Source organism: Pseudomonas sp. Irchel s3a18, assembly GCF_900187535.1.
Lineage (GTDB): Bacteria > Pseudomonadota > Gammaproteobacteria > Pseudomonadales > Pseudomonadaceae > Aquipseudomonas.
Genome location: NZ_FYDV01000011.1, coordinates 72,298 through 88,208 on the forward strand (window position 1 = coordinate 72,298; position 15,911 = coordinate 88,208).

Genomic DNA, 15,911 nt, shown 5'->3' on the forward strand with positions numbered 1-15,911 from the left:
CCCATTGTCACTTCATGCATTCACCTGGAGCGCCCCATGACCCAGACTAATCTGCGCAACGGCCCTGATGCCAACGGCCTGTTTGGCGCGTTCGGCGGCCGCTACGTTGCCGAAACCCTGATGCCGTTGATCCTCGACCTGGCCCGCGAATACGAAGCCGCCAAGGAAGATCCTGCATTCAAGGAAGAATTGGCCTACTTCCAGCGCGATTACGTCGGACGCCCAAGCCCGCTGTACTTTGCCGAACGCCTGACCGAATTCTGCGGTGGCGCCAAGATTTACCTCAAGCGCGAAGAGCTGAACCACACCGGCGCGCACAAGATCAACAACTGCATCGGCCAGATTCTGCTGGCGCGGCGCATGGGCAAGAAACGCATCATCGCCGAGACCGGCGCCGGCATGCACGGCGTGGCCACGGCCACCGTGGCCGCGCGCTTTGGCCTGGATTGTGTGATCTACATGGGCACCACGGACATCGAACGCCAACAGGCCAACGTGTTCCGCATGAAACTGCTGGGCGCCGAAGTCATCCCGGTAGTGGCGGGTACGGGCACCCTGAAAGACGCGATGAATGAAGCCCTGCGTGACTGGGTCACCAACGTCGACAGCACGTTCTACCTGATCGGCACTGTGGCCGGCCCGCATCCGTACCCGGCAATGGTCCGCGACTTCCAGGCCGTGATCGGCAAGGAAACCCGCGAGCAGCTGCAAGCCCAGGAAGGCCGCCTGCCGGACAGCCTGGTGGCGTGCATCGGCGGCGGCTCCAATGCCATGGGCCTGTTCCACCCGTTCCTTGATGACAAGAGCGTCGAGATCATCGGTGTCGAAGCCGCCGGCTACGGCATTGAAACCGGCAAGCACGCTGCCAGCCTGAACGGCGGCGTACCCGGTGTACTGCACGGCAACCGTACCTTCCTGCTACAGGACGACGATGGCCAGATCATCGACGCCCACTCGATCTCCGCTGGCCTCGACTACCCGGGCATCGGCCCTGAACACGCCTGGTTGCATGACATCGGCCGCGTTCAGTACACCTCGGTGACCGACGACGAAGCCCTCGCAGCCTTCCACCAATGCTGCCGCCTGGAAGGGATTATTCCTGCATTGGAAAGCGCCCACGCCCTGGCCGAAGTGTTCAAACGCGCACCGACCTTGCCCAAGGATCACCTGATGGTGGTCAACCTGTCCGGTCGTGGCGACAAAGACATGCAAACTGTGATGCACCATATGGAACAGTCCCAGCAGGAGAAACACTGATGAGCCGCCTGCAAAAGCGCTTTGCCGAACTCAAGGAACAGAACCGCGCGGCCCTGGTGACCTTCGTCACCGCTGGCGACCCGAGCTATGACACCTCACTGGCGATCCTCAAGGGGCTGCCAGAGGCCGGTGCCGACGTGATCGAGTTGGGCATGCCCTTCACCGATCCGATGGCCGATGGCCCGGCGATCCAGCTCGCCAACATCCGCGCCTTGGGCGCCAAGCAGAACCTGGCGAAAACCCTGCAAATGGTCCGCGAGTTCCGTGAAGGCAACAACGACACGCCACTGGTGCTGATGGGTTACTTCAACCCGATCCACCATTACGGCGTTCCGCGCTTCATCGCGGAGGCCAAGGAAGCCGGCGTTGATGGCCTGATCGTGGTCGACATGCCACCCGAGCATAACGGCGAGCTGTGCGACCCGGCACAAGCGGCTGGCATCGACTTCATCCGCCTGACCACCCCGACCACCGACGACGTGCGCCTGCCGACCGTGCTCAACGGCAGCTCCGGATTCGTTTACTACGTATCGGTGGCAGGCGTGACGGGCGCAGGTGCAGCCACGCTGGAACACGTCGAAGAAGCGGTGGCCCGTCTGCGTCGCCATACCGACCTGCCGATCAGCATCGGCTTCGGTATCCGTACCCCAGAGCAAGCGGCGTCCATCGCCCGCCTGGCCGACGGCGTGGTCGTGGGGTCGGCGCTGATCGACCATATCGCCAATGCGGCCACGCCGCAGCAAGCCATTGATGACGTATTACGCCTGTGTTCGGCGCTGTCCGAAGGCGTGCGCAACGCTCGCGTCGGTTGAAACCTGCCGGATCGTTCCCGCGTTCGCGCGTGGGAGCGATCCGGCTCGCTCAAAACATCGACAAATCCAGCGGCCGGATAGCGCCCATCCAGACGGCGTGGTCGGTGTGATCGGCCAGGTCATCACCGGTGTCGGGATGCAAGAACACCACCAAGCCTTTGCGATTGAGCGCCAGCCACGGCAACACCACGCCCAGATACTGCGGCTCGAACGCCAACTGACAACTCCAGTCCGGATGTGGGCCGACAGGCCGTTCGTGAACCCGCCCCATCTTCAGCGGAAACAGCTGCGCAGCCTGCTCACACAAGGCCCGCGCCTGGTCGATCGTGTTCGCGTCGAAATAAACGTGGGCGTGGTAGCCCTTGATCCTTTGCATAGTGCTCTCGTGTATCGGAATTCATTTCCCTGACACAACGCTACACCGCAATCGCCGGCAGGGCCAAGCCCGTCAGCGAGTCTGCGCGCGGTGAAAAAACAGAAATTCGTAACCTTTCTCGGCTGGACCCCGCACCCGATGAACGTGCAACTGAATATGCGCTACCTCAAGGGTGGCGAGGGAGCTTGCCCCCGCTCGAGCGCGAAGCGGTCGCAAACCCGAACACCGCATTGCACCCGAGAGAACCGGAGTGGGCGGTTTTTGGGTTGCTTTGCAACCCAGCGGGAGCAAGCTCCCTCGCTACAATGCTTTATCCTGTCGCCTTTGAACGATTCCGACCAAGAGGCCCCATGGCAATCCCCAGTCGCCATTCGCTCTTTCCCTTTCTTCGCTGGCTGCCCCGGCAAACCCGCGCCAGCGTTGGACGTGACCTGGTTGTAGGCCTGAGTGGGGCGATTCTTGCGTTACCGCAATCCATTGCCTATGCGCTGATCGCTGGCCTGCCGCCGGAATATGGCCTTTATGCTGCCATCGTCCCGGTCCTGATCGCCTGTCTGTGGGGCTCCTCCTGGCATTTGATCTGTGGCCCTACGGCAGCCATCTCCATTGTTCTGTACGCCAGTGTCAGTCCTCTGGCTGTGCCCGAGTCACAGGACTACATCACACTGATCCTGTTGCTGACGTTCCTCGCTGGCGTTTTCCAGTGGCTGCTCGGCCTGCTGCGCTTCGGCGCCTTGGTGAACTTCGTCTCCCATTCCGTGGTGCTGGGGTTCACCCTGGGCGCGGCGGTGGTGATCGCCCTCGGGCAGTTGCCCAACCTGCTGGGGCTGGACCTGCCGAATCAGGCGACTGCGCTCAACAGCCTGGTGTCGTTGGTCAGTCATGTCGATGCGTTGGATAAACCGTCGCTGGTGCTGGGGCTCGGCACACTGGCAGTGGGCATCGCCCTGAAACTGCTGCTGCCTCGCTGGCCGAGCCTGCTGATCACGCTGGTGCTCAGCGCAGTCGTCGTGTGGCTGTGGCCCTCGATGTTTGGCCATGTGCATCTGGTCAGTTCGTTCGTCGGCCGCTGGCCACCCCTGAGTCCACTGCCACTGGACCTGGACCTGATGTTGCGTCTGCTGCCCAGCGCGGTGGCCGTCGGCATGCTCGGGCTGGTGACCAGTCTGTCGATCGCCCGCTCGTTGTCGGCACGTTCACAACAGCTGCTCGATGCGAACCAGGAGGTTCGCGCGCAGGGCCTTTCCAATATCGTTGGCAGTTTTTTCTCAGGCTCCTTGTCGGCAGGCTCATTTACCCGTTCGGGCTTGAGTTATGAGGCAGGTGCCTGCTCACCCTTGGCCGGGGTGTTCTCCGCGCTGTGGGTTGCGTTGTTCGCCGTGGCCGGCGCTTCTCTCATCGCGCATATCCCGATCCCCGCCATGGCTGGCAGCATTTTGCTGATCTGTTGGGGGTTGGTGGATCATCGCGGCATTCGAGCCTTGTTCCGGGTCAGCCGGGCCGAATTTGTAGTAATGGCACTGACCTGCGTCGCCACGCTGTTGCTGGAACTACAAACAGCGATCTATGCCGGGGTGCTGGTGTCGCTGTTTTTCTACCTCAAGCGCACCTCGCAGCCCCGCGTGCAGCAATGGAGCGAAGGTGATGAAGAGATTCTGCGGGTTGGCGGCTCGATTTTTTTCGGCGCCAGCCATTACCTGCAAGTACGCCTGCAACGCACGAAAGGCCTGAAGGTGGTGATTGAGGCCCAGTACATCAACTTCATCGACTATTCAGGCGTGGAAATGCTGCACCAGGAAGCACGAAGGTTGCTCAGGCAGGACCGCAGCCTGACCCTGCGCCGAGCGCGTGGGCATGTGGTCGAGGAACTGAGAAAACTCGAAGGGGCGCAGAAGTGCCCGATCCGGTTTGAGGACTGATCCAGCATTGGCGTCGTGGCCATTCGCGAGCTTGCCCGCGAAGTCATTATAGCGCCAACTGGCGTCGCAACTCGGCCAGCACCGGCGCCGTGTCCGGGCGCACACCACGCCACAGGAAAAAGGCTTCGGCCGCCTGCTCGGCGAGCATGCCCAAACCATCCATCGCCACCGCAGCGCCCTGTTCGCTGGCCCAACGGCAGAACGAGGTGGGATCCTTGCCGTACATCATGTCGTAGCACACCGTCTTGCCAGGTTCGATCAGGCTGCTGGCAATGGGCGGTACATCACCTGACAGACTGGCCGACGTCGCATTGATGATCAGGTCCACCGGCTCACGCAGCCAGTCGAAGCCACTGGCAGACACAGGCCCCAGGTCGGCGAACAGTTCAGCCAGCCGCTCAGCCTTTTCTACCGTACGATTGGCGATGATCACCGACGATGGCTGCTCGGCCAGTAGCGGCTCCAGCGCACCCCGTACCGCGCCACCCGCGCCCAGCAGCAGAATGCGTTTACCGCGCAGGCTGAACCCGGCGTTGACCGTCAGGTCCCGCACCAGTCCGGCACCATCGGTGTTGTCCCCCAACAGACTGCCATCGGCCAGTTTGCTCAGGGTGTTGACCGCCCCGGCCCGCTGCGCCCGCGCTGTCAGGCTATCGGCCAGGCGATAGGCCTCTTCCTTGAACGGCACCGTGACATTGGCACCGCACCCGTCGCTGAAAAACGCCCGGGCACAGCCTGTAAAGTCATCCAGTGGCGCCAACAGGGTGTTGTAGTCCAGATGCTGAGCGGTCTGTTTCGCGAACAGGCGATGGATCAATGGCGATTTGCTGTGACCAATCGGGTTACCGAAAACGACATAACGGTCCATCGGGATTCCTCGTTCAGGCCTCAGCCAGCCAGTCGCGGTCTTGCAGGAAATACTCGGTCAGGCGCGCTTCTTCGCTACCAGGCTCGGGCTTCCAGTCATAGCCCCAACGGACTTGCGGCGGCAACGACATCAGGATCGATTCGGTACGCCCGCCCGATTGCAGGCCGAACAGGGTGCCTCGGTCGTAAACCAGGTTGAACTCGACGTAACGCCCACGGCGGAACTCCTGGAACTCACGCTGTTGCTCGGTGAAGGCCTGGGTCTTGCGCTGTTGCACAATCGGCAGATAAGCGTCGATGTAGGCGTCGCCAATGGCGCGCATAAAGGCGAAGCAGGTGTCGAAATCCCACTCGTTCAGGTCATCGAAGAACAGACCGCCGATGCCCCGGGGTTCATTACGATGCTTGATGTGGAAGTAGCTGTCGCACCAGTCCTTGTACCGGCTGTAGACGTCCGGCCCGAACGGCGCGCACGCCTCGGCAGCCACGCGATGCCAATGCACGCAGTCATCGATGTTGCCGTAGTAAGGGGTCAGGTCAAAGCCGCCGCCAAACCACCAGACCGGCTCTTCACCTTCTTTCTCAGCGATGAAAAAACGCACATTGGCGTGGGAAGTCGGCACATGAGGATTGTGCGGGTGAATCACCAGCGACACGCCGAGGGCTTCGAAGCCGCGTCCGGCCAATTCTGGCCGATGAGCACTGGCGGACGGCGGTAGACCACTGCCAAAGACGTGGGAAAAATTGACGCCGCCTTTCTCGATCACTGCACCGTTCTCGATCACCCGCGTTCGACCGCCACCGCCGGCTGGGCGGGTCCAGGCGTCTTCGACGAAGTGCGTGCCACCGTCTTCGGTTTCCAGCGCAGCACAAATGCGGTCTTGCAGGTCGAGCAGATAGGCTTTAACGGCTTCGGTGCGGGTAGTCATGGCATCACCTTGAATCGGGCAAAGCTACGCGGCGCTCGATCAGAACGGCGGCCAGCGCAAATGGGCGCGTAGCATACCACTGCACCCGTGCCCGCCGCAGTTGACGAAGATCAAGCTTAGGAGTCCGATAGGGCGCTACGCAATACCACCCAAGGAGAGTGCAGATGGCCAAACGTATCCAGTTCCGCGCCCACGGCGGCCCCGAAGTGCTTGAGTATGTGGATTATCAGCCGACCGAACCGGGCCCGCAGCAGGTGCGTGTCAGCAACAAGGCCATCGGCCTGAACTTCATCGACACCTACTTCCGTAGCGGGCTCTATGCTCCGCCGGCCCTGCCATCGGGCCTTGGCGCAGAAGGTGCTGGCGTGGTCGATGCGGTGGGCCGTGACGTGACGCGCTTCAAGGTCGGTGACCGCGTGGCATATGGCAGCGGCCCGCTGGGGGCCTACAGCGACCTGCATACCTTGCCACAAGACAACCTGGTGCACCTGCCGGATGCTATCAGCTTCGAACAGGCCGCAGGCGTCATGCTCAAAGGGCTGACCGTGCAGTACCTGTTGCGTCAGACCTATGAACTCAAGGGTGGCGAAACCATCCTGTTCCACGCCGCTGCCGGTGGTGTCGGTTCGTTGGCCTGCCAATGGGCCAAGGCCTTGGGCGTGAAGCTGATCGGCACCGTCAGCTCTCCGGAAAAAGCCGCGCTGGCCAAGGCCAACGGTGCCTGGGCAACGATTGACTACAGCCATGAAGACGTCGCTCAACGGGTGCTGGAGCTGACGGACGGCAAGAAATGTCCGGTGGTCTACGACGGCGTCGGCAAGGACACCTGGCTGACCTCGCTCGATTGCACGGCACCACGCGGGCTGGTGGTGAGCTTCGGCAACGCCTCGGGAGCGGTGGACGGGGTGAACCTGGGGATTCTGGCGGCGAAGGGCTCGCTGTATGTCACCCGTCCCACCCTGGGGACTTACGCCAACAACGCTGAAAACCTGCAAACGATGGCCGATGAGCTGTTTGCAATGATCATCGACGGCAAGCTCAGGGTCGACATCAGCCAGCGTTACTCACTGGCTGACGCGGCGAAGGCGCAGACTGAGTTGTCGGCGCGACGCACTACTGGGTCGACAGTGTTGCTGCCTTAAACCTGAAGGGCGGCGAGGGGACATCCCCCTCGTCGCAGGGCCTCAGCCCGCGCGCACCACCTGACCGGTCGCCAGGTCGCGTATCACGCTCGGATTTTTACGGCCGCCCAGATTCCCGCCGAGCACCAGGTCGACTTGCCCGCGGAAATACTGCTCGACGCGAATCCGCGTGCGCGCCGCCGGCCGCCCCTGAGGGTTGGCGGAGGTCGACACCAGTGGCCCGACCAACGCGCACAAATCCCGAACCAGCGGGTGATCGCTGACACGCAAGGCCACGGTCTCATGGACCCCGGTGATCCATTGCGGCAGCAAGTTCTGATGGGGGACCAGCCAGGTGTTCGGCCCCGGCCAGGTACTGGCCATGCGATCGAGCCACAGATCCGGAAAATCTTCGAACAGGAAGTCGAACTGGCGAATATTGTCGGCAATCAGGATCAGGCCCTTGTCCACCGAGCGCCCCTTGATCGCCAGCAAGCGATACACCGCCTCTTCGTCCCACGGGTCGCACCCCAGGCCCCACACAGCTTCGGTTGGATAGGCAATCACCGCGCCTGCGCGAACTGCTTGTGCGGCTTGTTGCACACGCCAACTGTTGACCATGACCAACTCTCCAAAATTAAGCTGCGCGCAGTTTACCGATCTTCCTTATAAAACCCAGCTCATGAAACTAGCTTAGGCGTGCAAACCAGCGTCCGCCTTCGCACACCGCTCGCCCATCCATTTCCAGCTCGGTCAGTGCAATCAGGACCTTGGGCAAGGGCCAACCGGCTGCATCAGCCAAGGCTTCGCTGGTGTGCGCAGCGGCAAACAGCAGGCACAGCAGCGGGTGATCGACAGGTTCCGGTGCCTCTGTGGATAACGGCAGGTATTGCCAACCGCGCAGGCCTTCGAGAATGTGCTCGATGGTTTCCACCAGCACTGCGCCATCGCGAATCAATTGATGACAGCCACGGGCAGCGGGATGATGGATCGACCCTGGAATCGCGTAGACCTCGCGCCCTTGCTCCGCCGCCAGCCTTGCCGTGATCAACGAGCCGCTGGCGACACTGGCCTCGACCACCAACACGCCGAGGGACAAGCCACTGATGATCCGGTTGCGACGTGGGAAGTTGCTGGCGTGCGGACCGGCATCCAGCGGGAACTCGGAAACCACCGCACTGCCGTACGCGAGCATCGCGTCAAAAATTCGCCGATTGCGCTGTGGATAAAAATTTTCCAGGCCCGTGCCGAGCACCCCGACCGTTTGCCCTCCGACATCCAGGGCGGCTTGATGGGCGACGGCATCGATACCCAGCGCCAAGCCACTGGTGATGACAAAACCGGCGCCTGCCAGGCTGCGCGAAAATGCTACGGCGGTGTCCATTCCCGGTCTCGATGCGCGCCGGCTGCCGACGATCGCCAATTGCGGTTTGTCCAGAATCGCGGGATCACCCGCGACAAACAACAGCGGTGGCGGATCACTGATCTCTGCCAGCAATGCCGGGTAGCCTGGCTGACCAAGCATCAATAAATGCTGGCCCTCATGCTCTAACCAGGCCAGTGCATGATAGGCAGCATCACGAATCAGCGGACTGCGCCGGGCCTCGGCACACGCCACTGGCAACCCCAGGGCACGCCAGGCACTGGCCGGCGCACTGATGGCTTTGGAGGCCGAGCCAAAGGCTTCCAGCAGCTTTTGAAACCGTCGCGGGCCGAGCTCCGGCAGGCGATGCAAACGTAAACGGGCTTCCAGTTCCGCCGGTGAAACCGACCCGCATGCAGACTGCGACATAAGATCATCCTTGATCGTGAGTGGCCTGTAGAGCCGGGAACAAGCTGTGGATAAGTCTGTTGGTAACTTGTTGAGTCTTTTACGGATTGCGTACCTTGTCCATCACCGCCAGGGATCGTGAAGCACTGAGCACCAGGCCATAGCTGAGCTTTTCGTAGGTCCGGAAAACCATCAACAGACCGGCGCGCTCATCGGGCATTTTCACTTCATCGCCGGCCACTTGGTCGCGCACGGTCTCACCGGTCTTCATCACCGCCAACACGTTGCCCTCGGTCAACCCGTCGCGACGCCCCTTGTTGAGGGTCACCACATCCAGCACACCGATCTGGGTCACGCCCCGCGGCACGTCGATGATCAAGCCCTGAACCTCGGAAGCGGGGGCAGCGGGCATGAAGGTCGAATTGATCGCCCGTTCCTCGCCACTCAACAGCCGATCACCGAGTCGAACCTCTTGGGTAGTACGCTGCAAGGCGAGGGTGGTGATATCACCCTGGGTATCGATGATCTCGCCCGTGCCGATGTCATCGGCGTTGATGCCTAATAGCTCCTGGCTCTGCGGATCGGTGTACACCTTGCCCTGACGGAAGATGCCGTACACCGACTGCGCTGGATCAAAGGTGCCGCGGGCGAACACCCGGTCACCGCCGCCACTGAGCACCCGCTCGTCATCACCGGCCACGACGTAGGGCGCGCGGTCGAAATCCTGCGCCTTGTCGACGATGCGGTTGCCCAGCAGGAAGCTGTTGATCGCATGCAGCGGAATGCTGGCGATGGCGTCGACCACAGGTGCGCGACGAACCTGTGGTGAAAGCTTGACGGTGCCCCGCGAGGCGCCGCGATTGAGGGTCAGGCGTGGCTGCCCGTCGATGTAGACCAGCGACAGTGTGTCGCCGGGGTAGATGAGGTTGGGGTTTTCAATGTGCGGGTTGACCTGCCAGAGCTCGGGCCATTTCCAGGGCTCACGCAGGTATTTGCCGGAGATGTCCCAGAGTGTGTCACCGACCATGACGGTGTATTGCGCAGGAAAACCCTCGCGAAGTTGTACTTGCCCATGCGCGAAACCGGCCGAGACCAGAAGCAGCAGGGCGAGTAGTGATTTCCTCATGCGGTGAATCCCTTTATTATGTAGGTTCGCGTAAAACGCCAGAGCCTCTGTGGCTCGCTCCCCAGGGGGCGACGTTTTACAGCCGTCGCCGGCCTCATCGCAGCCACCAGGCGATCGGCCCTGACCTTACTTCACACGTGCAGCAATTACGCTTATGGCCATTTTGAACATCCTCGAATTCCCCGACCCGCGCCTGCGTACGATCGCCAAACCGGTGACCGTAGTGGACGACGAAGTGCGGCAGTTGGTCGATGACATGTTTGAAACAATGTATGAAGCTCCAGGCATCGGCCTCGCAGCGACCCAGGTCAACGTGCACAAACGTATCGTGGTCATGGACCTGTCCGAAGACCGTAGCGAACCCCGGGTGTTCATCAACCCCGAATTCGAAACCCTGACCGACGAGATGGATCAGTATCAGGAAGGCTGCCTCTCGGTACCGGGCTTCTATGAAAACGTCGATCGTCCGCAGAAGGTCAAGATCAAGGCCCTGGATCGCGACGGCAAGCCGTACGAGCTCATCGCCGAAGGCCTGCTGGCGGTGTGCATCCAGCATGAATGCGACCACCTGAACGGCAAATTGTTCGTCGACTACCTGTCCACGCTCAAACGCGACCGGATCAAGAAGAAGCTGGAAAAGCTCCATCGCCAGAACGCTTGATTCCTTTCTTCCAAAGGCTTGCTGCGGCAAGCCTTTTTCTTTTGTGACCGTTTTGTAATCGAGAGTTTCAATGACTGAGCCACTGCGCATCGTCTTTGCCGGCACCCCCGAATTTGCCGCCGAACACCTCAAGGCCCTGCTCGCCAGCCCTTACGAGATCGTCGCGGTCTACACCCAGCCGGACCGTCCGGCAGGTCGCGGGCAAAAACTGATGCCCAGCCCGGTCAAGCAACTGGCTCTGGAACACAACATCCCGGTGCTGCAACCGCCGACCCTGCGCAATGCCGAGGCTCAGGCAGAACTGGCGGCGCTGAAGCCGGACTTGATGGTAGTGGTCGCCTATGGCTTGATCCTGCCGCAGGTGGTGCTGGATATCCCGCGCCTGGGTTGCATCAACAGTCACGCCTCCCTGCTGCCACGCTGGCGCGGTGCGGCGCCGATCCAGCGCGCCGTCGAAGCGGGCGATGGTGAAAGCGGCGTGACCGTGATGCGCATGGAAGCCGGCCTGGACACCGGGCCGATGCTGCTCAAGGTCAGCACACCGATCAGCGCCCAGGACACCGGCGGCATGCTGCACGACCGCCTGGCCGAAATGGGTCCGCCCGCCGTGATCCAGGCCATTGCCGGGCTGGCAGCGGGGACGCTGGAAGGTGAAGTGCAGGACGACAGCCTCGCCACCTACGCCCACAAATTGAACAAGGACGAGGCACGTATCGACTGGAGTCGCCCGGCCGTTGAGCTGGAGCGCCTGGTTCGTGCGTTCAACCCGTGGCCGATCTGCCACAGCACGCTCAATGGCGAGGCCTTGAAAGTCCTCGCAGCCAGCCTGGCCGACGGCAAAGGCGCACCGGGCGAAGTCCTGGGTGCCAGCAAGGACGGCTTGATCGTTGCCTGCGGTGAGCAGACGCTGTGCCTGACCCGCCTGCAATTGCCCGGTGGCAAGGCGCTTAACTTCAGCGATTTGTTCAACAGCCGTCGCGAGAAGTTCGCCATCGGTACCGTGCTCGGTCAAGCGGTGGACGCCCAATGAATCCACGTCTGGCCGCCGCCAAGGCATTGGCTGCCGTTCTCAGCGGAAAAGCCTCGCTCAACAGTTCTTTGCCGACGCAAATGGACAAGGTCGAAGACCGCGACCGCGGCTTCACCCAGGACCTGGCCTTTGGTACTGCACGCTGGCAGCCGCGCTTGTCGGCACTGGCGAGCAAGCTGCTGCAAAAACCGTTCAAGGCCGCCGATGCCGATGTCGAGGCGCTGCTGCTGGTGGGGTTGTATCAGCTGCTTTACACCCGAGTCCCGGCCCACGCGGCCATCGGCGAAACCGTGGGGTGCGCCGACAAGCTGAAAAAACCATGGGCCAAGGCCCTGCTCAACGCTGTACTGCGCCGCGCCCAGCGTGAGAGCGAAGCGCTGCTGGCCGAGCTTGAACACGACCCGGTGGTTCGCACCGCCCATCCGCGCTGGCTGCAAAAGTCCCTCAAGGCCTTCTGGCCCCAGCAATGGGAAGCCATTTGTGCCGCGAACAACGCGCACCCACCGATGATTCTGCGGGTCAACCGTCGCCATCATGCCCGCGATGCCTACCTCGCGTTGCTGGGCGATGCGGGTGTGGCTGCCCAGCCGTGCCTGTTCAGCCAGGACGGTATCGTGCTCGAGGAACCGGGTGACGTGCGCAAGCTACCCGGCTTTGCCGAAGGCTGGATCAGCGTGCAGGACGAGGCCGCACAACTGGCCGCTGACCTGCTGGACCTGGCACCAGGCCAACGAGTGCTCGATGCCTGCTGCGCACCGGGCGGCAAGACCTGCCACATTCTCGAAGTCGAGCCTGCACTCGCGGGCGTGGTGGCGGTGGACCTGGAAGCCAAACGCCTGGTACGGGTGAAGGAAAACCTTGAGCGACTGGGGCTGAACGCCGAACTGATCGCCGCCGATGGCCGCGACACCCAAGCCTGGTGGGACGGCAAGTCGTTCCAGCGCATCCTGCTCGATGCGCCATGCTCGGCCACTGGCGTGATTCGCCGCCATCCGGACATCAAGCTGACCCGTCAACCGGATGACATCGCGGCGTTGGCGGTGCTTCAGGGCGAACTGCTCGATGCCCTGTGGCCGACCCTGGAAGTCGGTGGCATTCTGCTTTACGCCACCTGCTCCACATTGCCCACCGAGAACACCGAAGTCATCGAAGCCTTCCTGGGCCGCACCCCGGGTGCTCGCGAACTGGACATCGCCAGCCAGGCCGGCATCAAGCAACCCCACGGCCGCCAGTTGCTCGCGCAAGAAGGTGGGCACGACGGGTTCTATTACGCCAAGCTGATCAAGATCGCCGCCACACGCGGCTAAACGGTTTTAAGGGAGTGACTGGATGAAGATCATCATCCTCGGTGCAGGTCAGGTTGGCGGTACGCTGGCAGAACACCTGGCCAGCGAAGCGAATGACATCACCGTGGTCGACACCGACGGCGAACGCCTGCGCGACCTCGGTGATCGCCTCGACATTCGGACGGTGCAAGGGCGCGGCTCGTTGCCGACCGTGCTCCGTCAGGCGGGCGCCGATGACGCCGACATGCTGGTCGCGGTGACCAACAGCGACGAAACCAACATGGTCGCCTGCCAGGTCGCCCACACCCTGTTCCACACGCCGACCAAGATCGCCCGGGTTCGCGAAGCCGCGTACCTGACCCGCGCCGGCCTGTTCGACAACGATGCGATTCCGGTGGACGTGTTGATCAGCCCGGAACAAGTGGTGACCAACTACATCAAGCGCCTGATCGAACACCCCGGTGCCCTGCAGGTGATCGACTTCGCCGAGGGCAAGGCGCAGCTGGTAGCGGTCAAGGCGTACTACGGCGGGCCGCTGGTGGGTCATCAACTGCGTCAATTGCGCGAGCACATGCCCAACGTCGACACCCGCGTCGCAGCGATTTTCCGACGCGATCGCCCGCTCCTGCCGCAAGGCGATACGGTGATCGAAGCCGATGACGAAGTATTTTTCATCGCAGCCAAAGCGAATATTCGTGCAGTGATGAGCGAAATGCGCCGCCTCGATGAAAGCTACAAACGCATCGTGATCGCCGGCGGCGGACAGATCGGCGAGCGCTTGGCCGAAGCCATCGAAAGCCGTTACCAAGTGAAGATCATCGAAATGAACCCGGCGCGCTGCCGCTACCTGTCGGACACCCTCGACAGCACGGTCGTACTGCAGGGCAGTGCCTCGGACCGCGACTTGCTGATGGAAGAGAACATCGCCGACGCCGATATCTTCCTGGCCCTGACCAACGACGACGAAGCCAACATCATGTCGTCGCTGCTGGCCAAGCGCCTGGGCGCGAAAAAGGTGATGACCATCATCAACAACCCGGCCTATGTCGACCTGATCCAGGGCGGTGACATCGACATTGCCATCAGCCCCCAGCTGGCGACCATCGGCACCTTGCTGGCGCACGTACGTCGCGGCGATATCGTCAGCGTGCACTCCCTGCGACGTGGCGCGGCAGAAGCCATCGAGGCCATTGCCCATGGCGATATGAAGTCGAGCAAGGTCATCGGCAAGGCCATCGAAAACATCGCCTTGCCGCCAGGCACCACCATCGGCGCGATTATTCGCGACGAAGAAGTGCTGATCGCCCACGACGACACCGTGATCGAAGCGGGCGACCACGTGATTCTGTTCCTTGTGGATAAAAAGCACATTCGCGATGTGGAGAAGTTATTCCACGTGGGCCTGAGCTTCTTCTGAAACACTACTGATCGTTCCCACGCTCTGCGTGGGAACGATCTCTTCAGAAGCCTTTCACTTCCAATTGAAGGACATTACCCATGCTCGAATCCCTGGAAAAAATGCTTACCAAGGGTGTGGATAACTCACTGCTGCGGTTCGGGTTGGGCAAGGGCTATCTGGATCTTGGGGAAAATGCCAAGGCTGCCGAACATTTCCAGCGCTGCGTCGAATTCGATCCGAAATACTCCGCGGCCTGGAAGCTATTGGGCAAGGCCCATCTGGCGCTGAAGGATTATCCAGCCGCGCGTCAGGCCTGGGAGCAGGGGCTTGAAGCCGCCCGCGTCCATGGCGACAAGCAGGCGGAAAAGGAAATGACCGTGTTTCTGAAAAAGCTCGAACGCCAGGCGCAGTGACTATGCTGCACCTGACCGGCCTGCGCCAGGTTATCCACAGGTCGGTCCGGCGAGCTCAATACCAGCGCGCTTCACCCGGCGGGCGTTTCTTGAAGCGCTTCATGCTCCACATGTACTGGCTCGGATAAGCGCGCACGTACCGCTCGACCACCTGGCTCATGGCCGCGCAGGAGGTCTCGGTATCGGTGCTGTACATGGCCTCTGGCGCCGCTTCCAGAATCACTTTGTAACCTGAACCATCCGGCAGGCGCAGGGCATGCAGGAACACACCAACGGCTTTGCCGCCGGCCAGCATGTTTGGCACAAACTTGCTGGTCAGGGCCTTGGTGGCGAAGAAGGGCACGAAGATACCGGCGGATTCGGCCGGCTCCGGGTCGGCCGGAATGCCAACAGCCCCGCCTTTGCGGACTTCCTTGATGACACTGAGGATGCCTTCCTTGGTCGAAGCGGCAACCCGGTTGCCCAATTGCACCCGTTGCTTGCGCAGCAACTCGTCCACGGCCTTGAGCTTGGGCGGGCGGTAGAAAATGATCGGCTTGCACTGGCTGCAGTAAAAATGGTTCAGCACTTCCCAGTTGCCCAGATGGCTGGTGATGCCGACCACGCCCTTGCCCGAGGCCAACGCCGCCTTGAGCACATCGAGGCCTTCGACTTCACGCACCAGGTCAATGGAGCGCTGAGCCGGCCAGATCCAGGCGCAGGCGCTTTCGGTCAGGGATTTACCGATGTCCTTGAGGCTCTGCCCGACCAGGCGTTCGCGCTCGGCGGCGTCCATTTCAGGGAAGCACTTGGCGAGGTTGATCCGCACCACGTCGCGGGAGCGGTTGGGGATTTTCCACATCATCCAGCCAATCGCGGCACCGACCGTTTGTACTGCCCGCCACGGAAGCAGGGCAAACAACCGCAGAGCGCCTACCAGCAAGGCGCCTTTCAACTTATCCACA

The 15,911-nt window shown here is 61.8% G+C and carries 16 protein-coding genes and 1 pseudogene; 10 read left to right on the forward strand and 7 right to left on the reverse strand.

Annotated features, from left to right (window positions below):
• The first annotated feature begins 36 nt into the window (after positions 1-36).
• Both trpB and trpA read left to right on the forward strand, forming a co-directional pair.
• The gene (gene trpB / locus CKW29_RS16330) at positions 37-1,257 is read left to right on the forward strand and encodes a tryptophan synthase subunit beta (protein ID WP_095147023.1); all 1,221 of its coding nucleotides are present in this window, start codon (positions 37-39) and stop codon (positions 1,255-1,257) included.
• Complete coding sequence (trpA, locus tag CKW29_RS16335; protein ID WP_095147022.1) at positions 1,257-2,069, forward strand: tryptophan synthase subunit alpha; 813 nt, start codon at positions 1,257-1,259, stop codon at positions 2,067-2,069. Before trpB ends, trpA begins: the two co-directional genes overlap by 1 nt.
• A gap of 49 nt (positions 2,070-2,118) precedes the next feature.
• Here trpA and CKW29_RS16340 read toward each other — a convergent pair whose 3' ends face one another.
• Positions 2,119-2,445, reverse strand: a complete 327-nt coding sequence (locus CKW29_RS16340) for a DOPA 4,5-dioxygenase family protein (RefSeq protein ID WP_095147021.1) — start codon at positions 2,443-2,445, stop codon at positions 2,119-2,121.
• Positions 2,446-2,529: 84 nt separating this feature from the next.
• On the opposite strand from CKW29_RS16340, the pseudogene CKW29_RS16345 reads away from it, so the two are divergent.
• Together CKW29_RS16345 and CKW29_RS16350 are read left to right on the forward strand one after the other, a co-directional pair.
• Positions 2,530-2,629: pseudogene (locus tag CKW29_RS16345) on the forward strand (glycine betaine ABC transporter substrate-binding protein); the annotation flags it as partial.
• Positions 2,630-2,795: 166 nt separating this feature from the next.
• Positions 2,796-4,364: a SulP family inorganic anion transporter gene (locus CKW29_RS16350; RefSeq protein WP_095147020.1), complete on the forward strand. Its 1,569-nt coding sequence runs from the start codon at positions 2,796-2,798 to the stop codon at positions 4,362-4,364.
• Between the two features lie 46 nt (positions 4,365-4,410).
• On the opposite strand, the gene aroE is transcribed toward CKW29_RS16350, so the two are convergent.
• Together aroE and hemF are read right to left on the reverse strand one after the other, a co-directional pair.
• Positions 4,411-5,232: a shikimate dehydrogenase gene (gene aroE, locus CKW29_RS16355; RefSeq protein ID WP_095147019.1), complete on the reverse strand. Its 822-nt coding sequence runs from the start codon at positions 5,230-5,232 to the stop codon at positions 4,411-4,413.
• A 13-nt stretch (positions 5,233-5,245) separates the two neighbouring features.
• On the reverse strand, positions 5,246-6,160 hold the full coding sequence (gene hemF / locus CKW29_RS16360; protein WP_095147018.1) for an oxygen-dependent coproporphyrinogen oxidase: 915 nt from the start codon (positions 6,158-6,160) through the stop codon (positions 5,246-5,248).
• Positions 6,161-6,324: 164 nt separating this feature from the next.
• On the opposite strand from hemF, the gene CKW29_RS16365 reads away from it, so the two are divergent.
• Positions 6,325-7,302, forward strand: coding sequence for an NADPH:quinone reductase (locus tag CKW29_RS16365; RefSeq protein ID WP_095147017.1), 978 nt, complete (start codon positions 6,325-6,327; stop codon positions 7,300-7,302).
• A gap of 42 nt (positions 7,303-7,344) precedes the next feature.
• Here CKW29_RS16365 and CKW29_RS16370 read toward each other — a convergent pair whose 3' ends face one another.
• The 3 genes from CKW29_RS16370 to CKW29_RS16380 all read right to left on the reverse strand — a co-directional run bounded on the left by CKW29_RS16370 (position 7,345) and on the right by CKW29_RS16380 (position 10,178).
• Entirely contained in the window at positions 7,345-7,902 is a 558-nt protein-coding gene (locus tag CKW29_RS16370) for an L-threonylcarbamoyladenylate synthase (RefSeq protein WP_095147016.1), read from the reverse strand.
• Between the two features lie 67 nt (positions 7,903-7,969).
• Complete coding sequence (gene dprA / locus CKW29_RS16375; RefSeq protein ID WP_095147015.1) at positions 7,970-9,073, reverse strand: DNA-processing protein DprA; 1,104 nt, start codon at positions 9,071-9,073, stop codon at positions 7,970-7,972.
• A 79-nt stretch (positions 9,074-9,152) separates the two neighbouring features.
• The gene (locus tag CKW29_RS16380; protein ID WP_095147014.1) at positions 9,153-10,178 is read right to left on the reverse strand and encodes a LysM peptidoglycan-binding domain-containing protein; all 1,026 of its coding nucleotides are present in this window, start codon (positions 10,176-10,178) and stop codon (positions 9,153-9,155) included.
• Between the two features lie 154 nt (positions 10,179-10,332).
• Here CKW29_RS16380 and def point away from each other — a divergent pair, with 154 nt between their 5' ends.
• From def to CKW29_RS16405, 5 genes are all read left to right on the forward strand, one after another.
• Entirely contained in the window at positions 10,333-10,839 is a 507-nt protein-coding gene (gene def / locus CKW29_RS16385; protein ID WP_095080986.1) for a peptide deformylase, read from the forward strand.
• Between the two features lie 70 nt (positions 10,840-10,909).
• Entirely contained in the window at positions 10,910-11,869 is a 960-nt protein-coding gene (fmt, locus tag CKW29_RS16390; protein WP_095147013.1) for a methionyl-tRNA formyltransferase, read from the forward strand.
• Positions 11,866-13,176 (forward strand): 16S rRNA (cytosine(967)-C(5))-methyltransferase RsmB, encoded by a 1,311-nt coding sequence (gene rsmB, locus CKW29_RS16395; protein WP_095147012.1) that lies wholly within the window; start codon positions 11,866-11,868, stop codon positions 13,174-13,176. The genes fmt and rsmB overlap by 4 nt, the downstream gene beginning before the upstream one ends.
• Before the next feature lie 22 nt (positions 13,177-13,198).
• Positions 13,199-14,572 carry a Trk system potassium transporter TrkA gene (gene trkA / locus CKW29_RS16400; RefSeq protein ID WP_095148832.1) on the forward strand — a complete coding sequence of 458 codons (1,374 nt, stop codon included), beginning with the start codon at positions 13,199-13,201 and terminating at the stop codon, positions 14,570-14,572.
• Between the two features lie 80 nt (positions 14,573-14,652).
• Positions 14,653-14,967 carry a tetratricopeptide repeat protein gene (locus CKW29_RS16405; protein ID WP_095148833.1) on the forward strand — a complete coding sequence of 105 codons (315 nt, stop codon included), beginning with the start codon at positions 14,653-14,655 and terminating at the stop codon, positions 14,965-14,967.
• A 55-nt stretch (positions 14,968-15,022) separates the two neighbouring features.
• On the opposite strand, the gene CKW29_RS16410 is transcribed toward CKW29_RS16405, so the two are convergent.
• Entirely contained in the window at positions 15,023-15,910 is an 888-nt protein-coding gene (locus CKW29_RS16410; RefSeq protein WP_095147010.1) for a lysophospholipid acyltransferase, read from the reverse strand.
• Between the last annotated feature and the right edge of the window lies 1 nt (position 15,911).

Bases quoted from the DNA above. Each gene is read 5' to 3' on its own strand.
- trpB (WP_095147023.1), top strand. From the start codon at position 37: ATGACCCAGACTAATCTGCGCAACGGCCCTGATGCCAACGGCCTGTTT.
- trpA (WP_095147022.1), top strand. From the start codon at position 1,257: ATGAGCCGCCTGCAAAAGCGCTTTGCCGAACTCAAGGAACAGAACCGC.
- CKW29_RS16340 (WP_095147021.1), bottom strand. From the start codon at position 2,445: ATGCAAAGGATCAAGGGCTACCACGCCCACGTTTATTTCGACGCGAAC.
- CKW29_RS16350 (WP_095147020.1), top strand. From the start codon at position 2,796: ATGGCAATCCCCAGTCGCCATTCGCTCTTTCCCTTTCTTCGCTGGCTG.
- aroE (WP_095147019.1), bottom strand. From the start codon at position 5,232: ATGGACCGTTATGTCGTTTTCGGTAACCCGATTGGTCACAGCAAATCG.
- hemF (WP_095147018.1), bottom strand. From the start codon at position 6,160: ATGACTACCCGCACCGAAGCCGTTAAAGCCTATCTGCTCGACCTGCAA.
- CKW29_RS16365 (WP_095147017.1), top strand. From the start codon at position 6,325: ATGGCCAAACGTATCCAGTTCCGCGCCCACGGCGGCCCCGAAGTGCTT.
- CKW29_RS16370 (WP_095147016.1), bottom strand. From the start codon at position 7,902: ATGGTCAACAGTTGGCGTGTGCAACAAGCCGCACAAGCAGTTCGCGCA.
- dprA (WP_095147015.1), bottom strand. From the start codon at position 9,073: ATGTCGCAGTCTGCATGCGGGTCGGTTTCACCGGCGGAACTGGAAGCC.
- CKW29_RS16380 (WP_095147014.1), bottom strand. From the start codon at position 10,178: ATGAGGAAATCACTACTCGCCCTGCTGCTTCTGGTCTCGGCCGGTTTC.
- def (WP_095080986.1), top strand. From the start codon at position 10,333: ATGGCCATTTTGAACATCCTCGAATTCCCCGACCCGCGCCTGCGTACG.
- fmt (WP_095147013.1), top strand. From the start codon at position 10,910: ATGACTGAGCCACTGCGCATCGTCTTTGCCGGCACCCCCGAATTTGCC.
- rsmB (WP_095147012.1), top strand. From the start codon at position 11,866: ATGAATCCACGTCTGGCCGCCGCCAAGGCATTGGCTGCCGTTCTCAGC.
- trkA (WP_095148832.1), top strand. From the start codon at position 13,199: ATGAAGATCATCATCCTCGGTGCAGGTCAGGTTGGCGGTACGCTGGCA.
- CKW29_RS16405 (WP_095148833.1), top strand. From the start codon at position 14,653: ATGCTCGAATCCCTGGAAAAAATGCTTACCAAGGGTGTGGATAACTCA.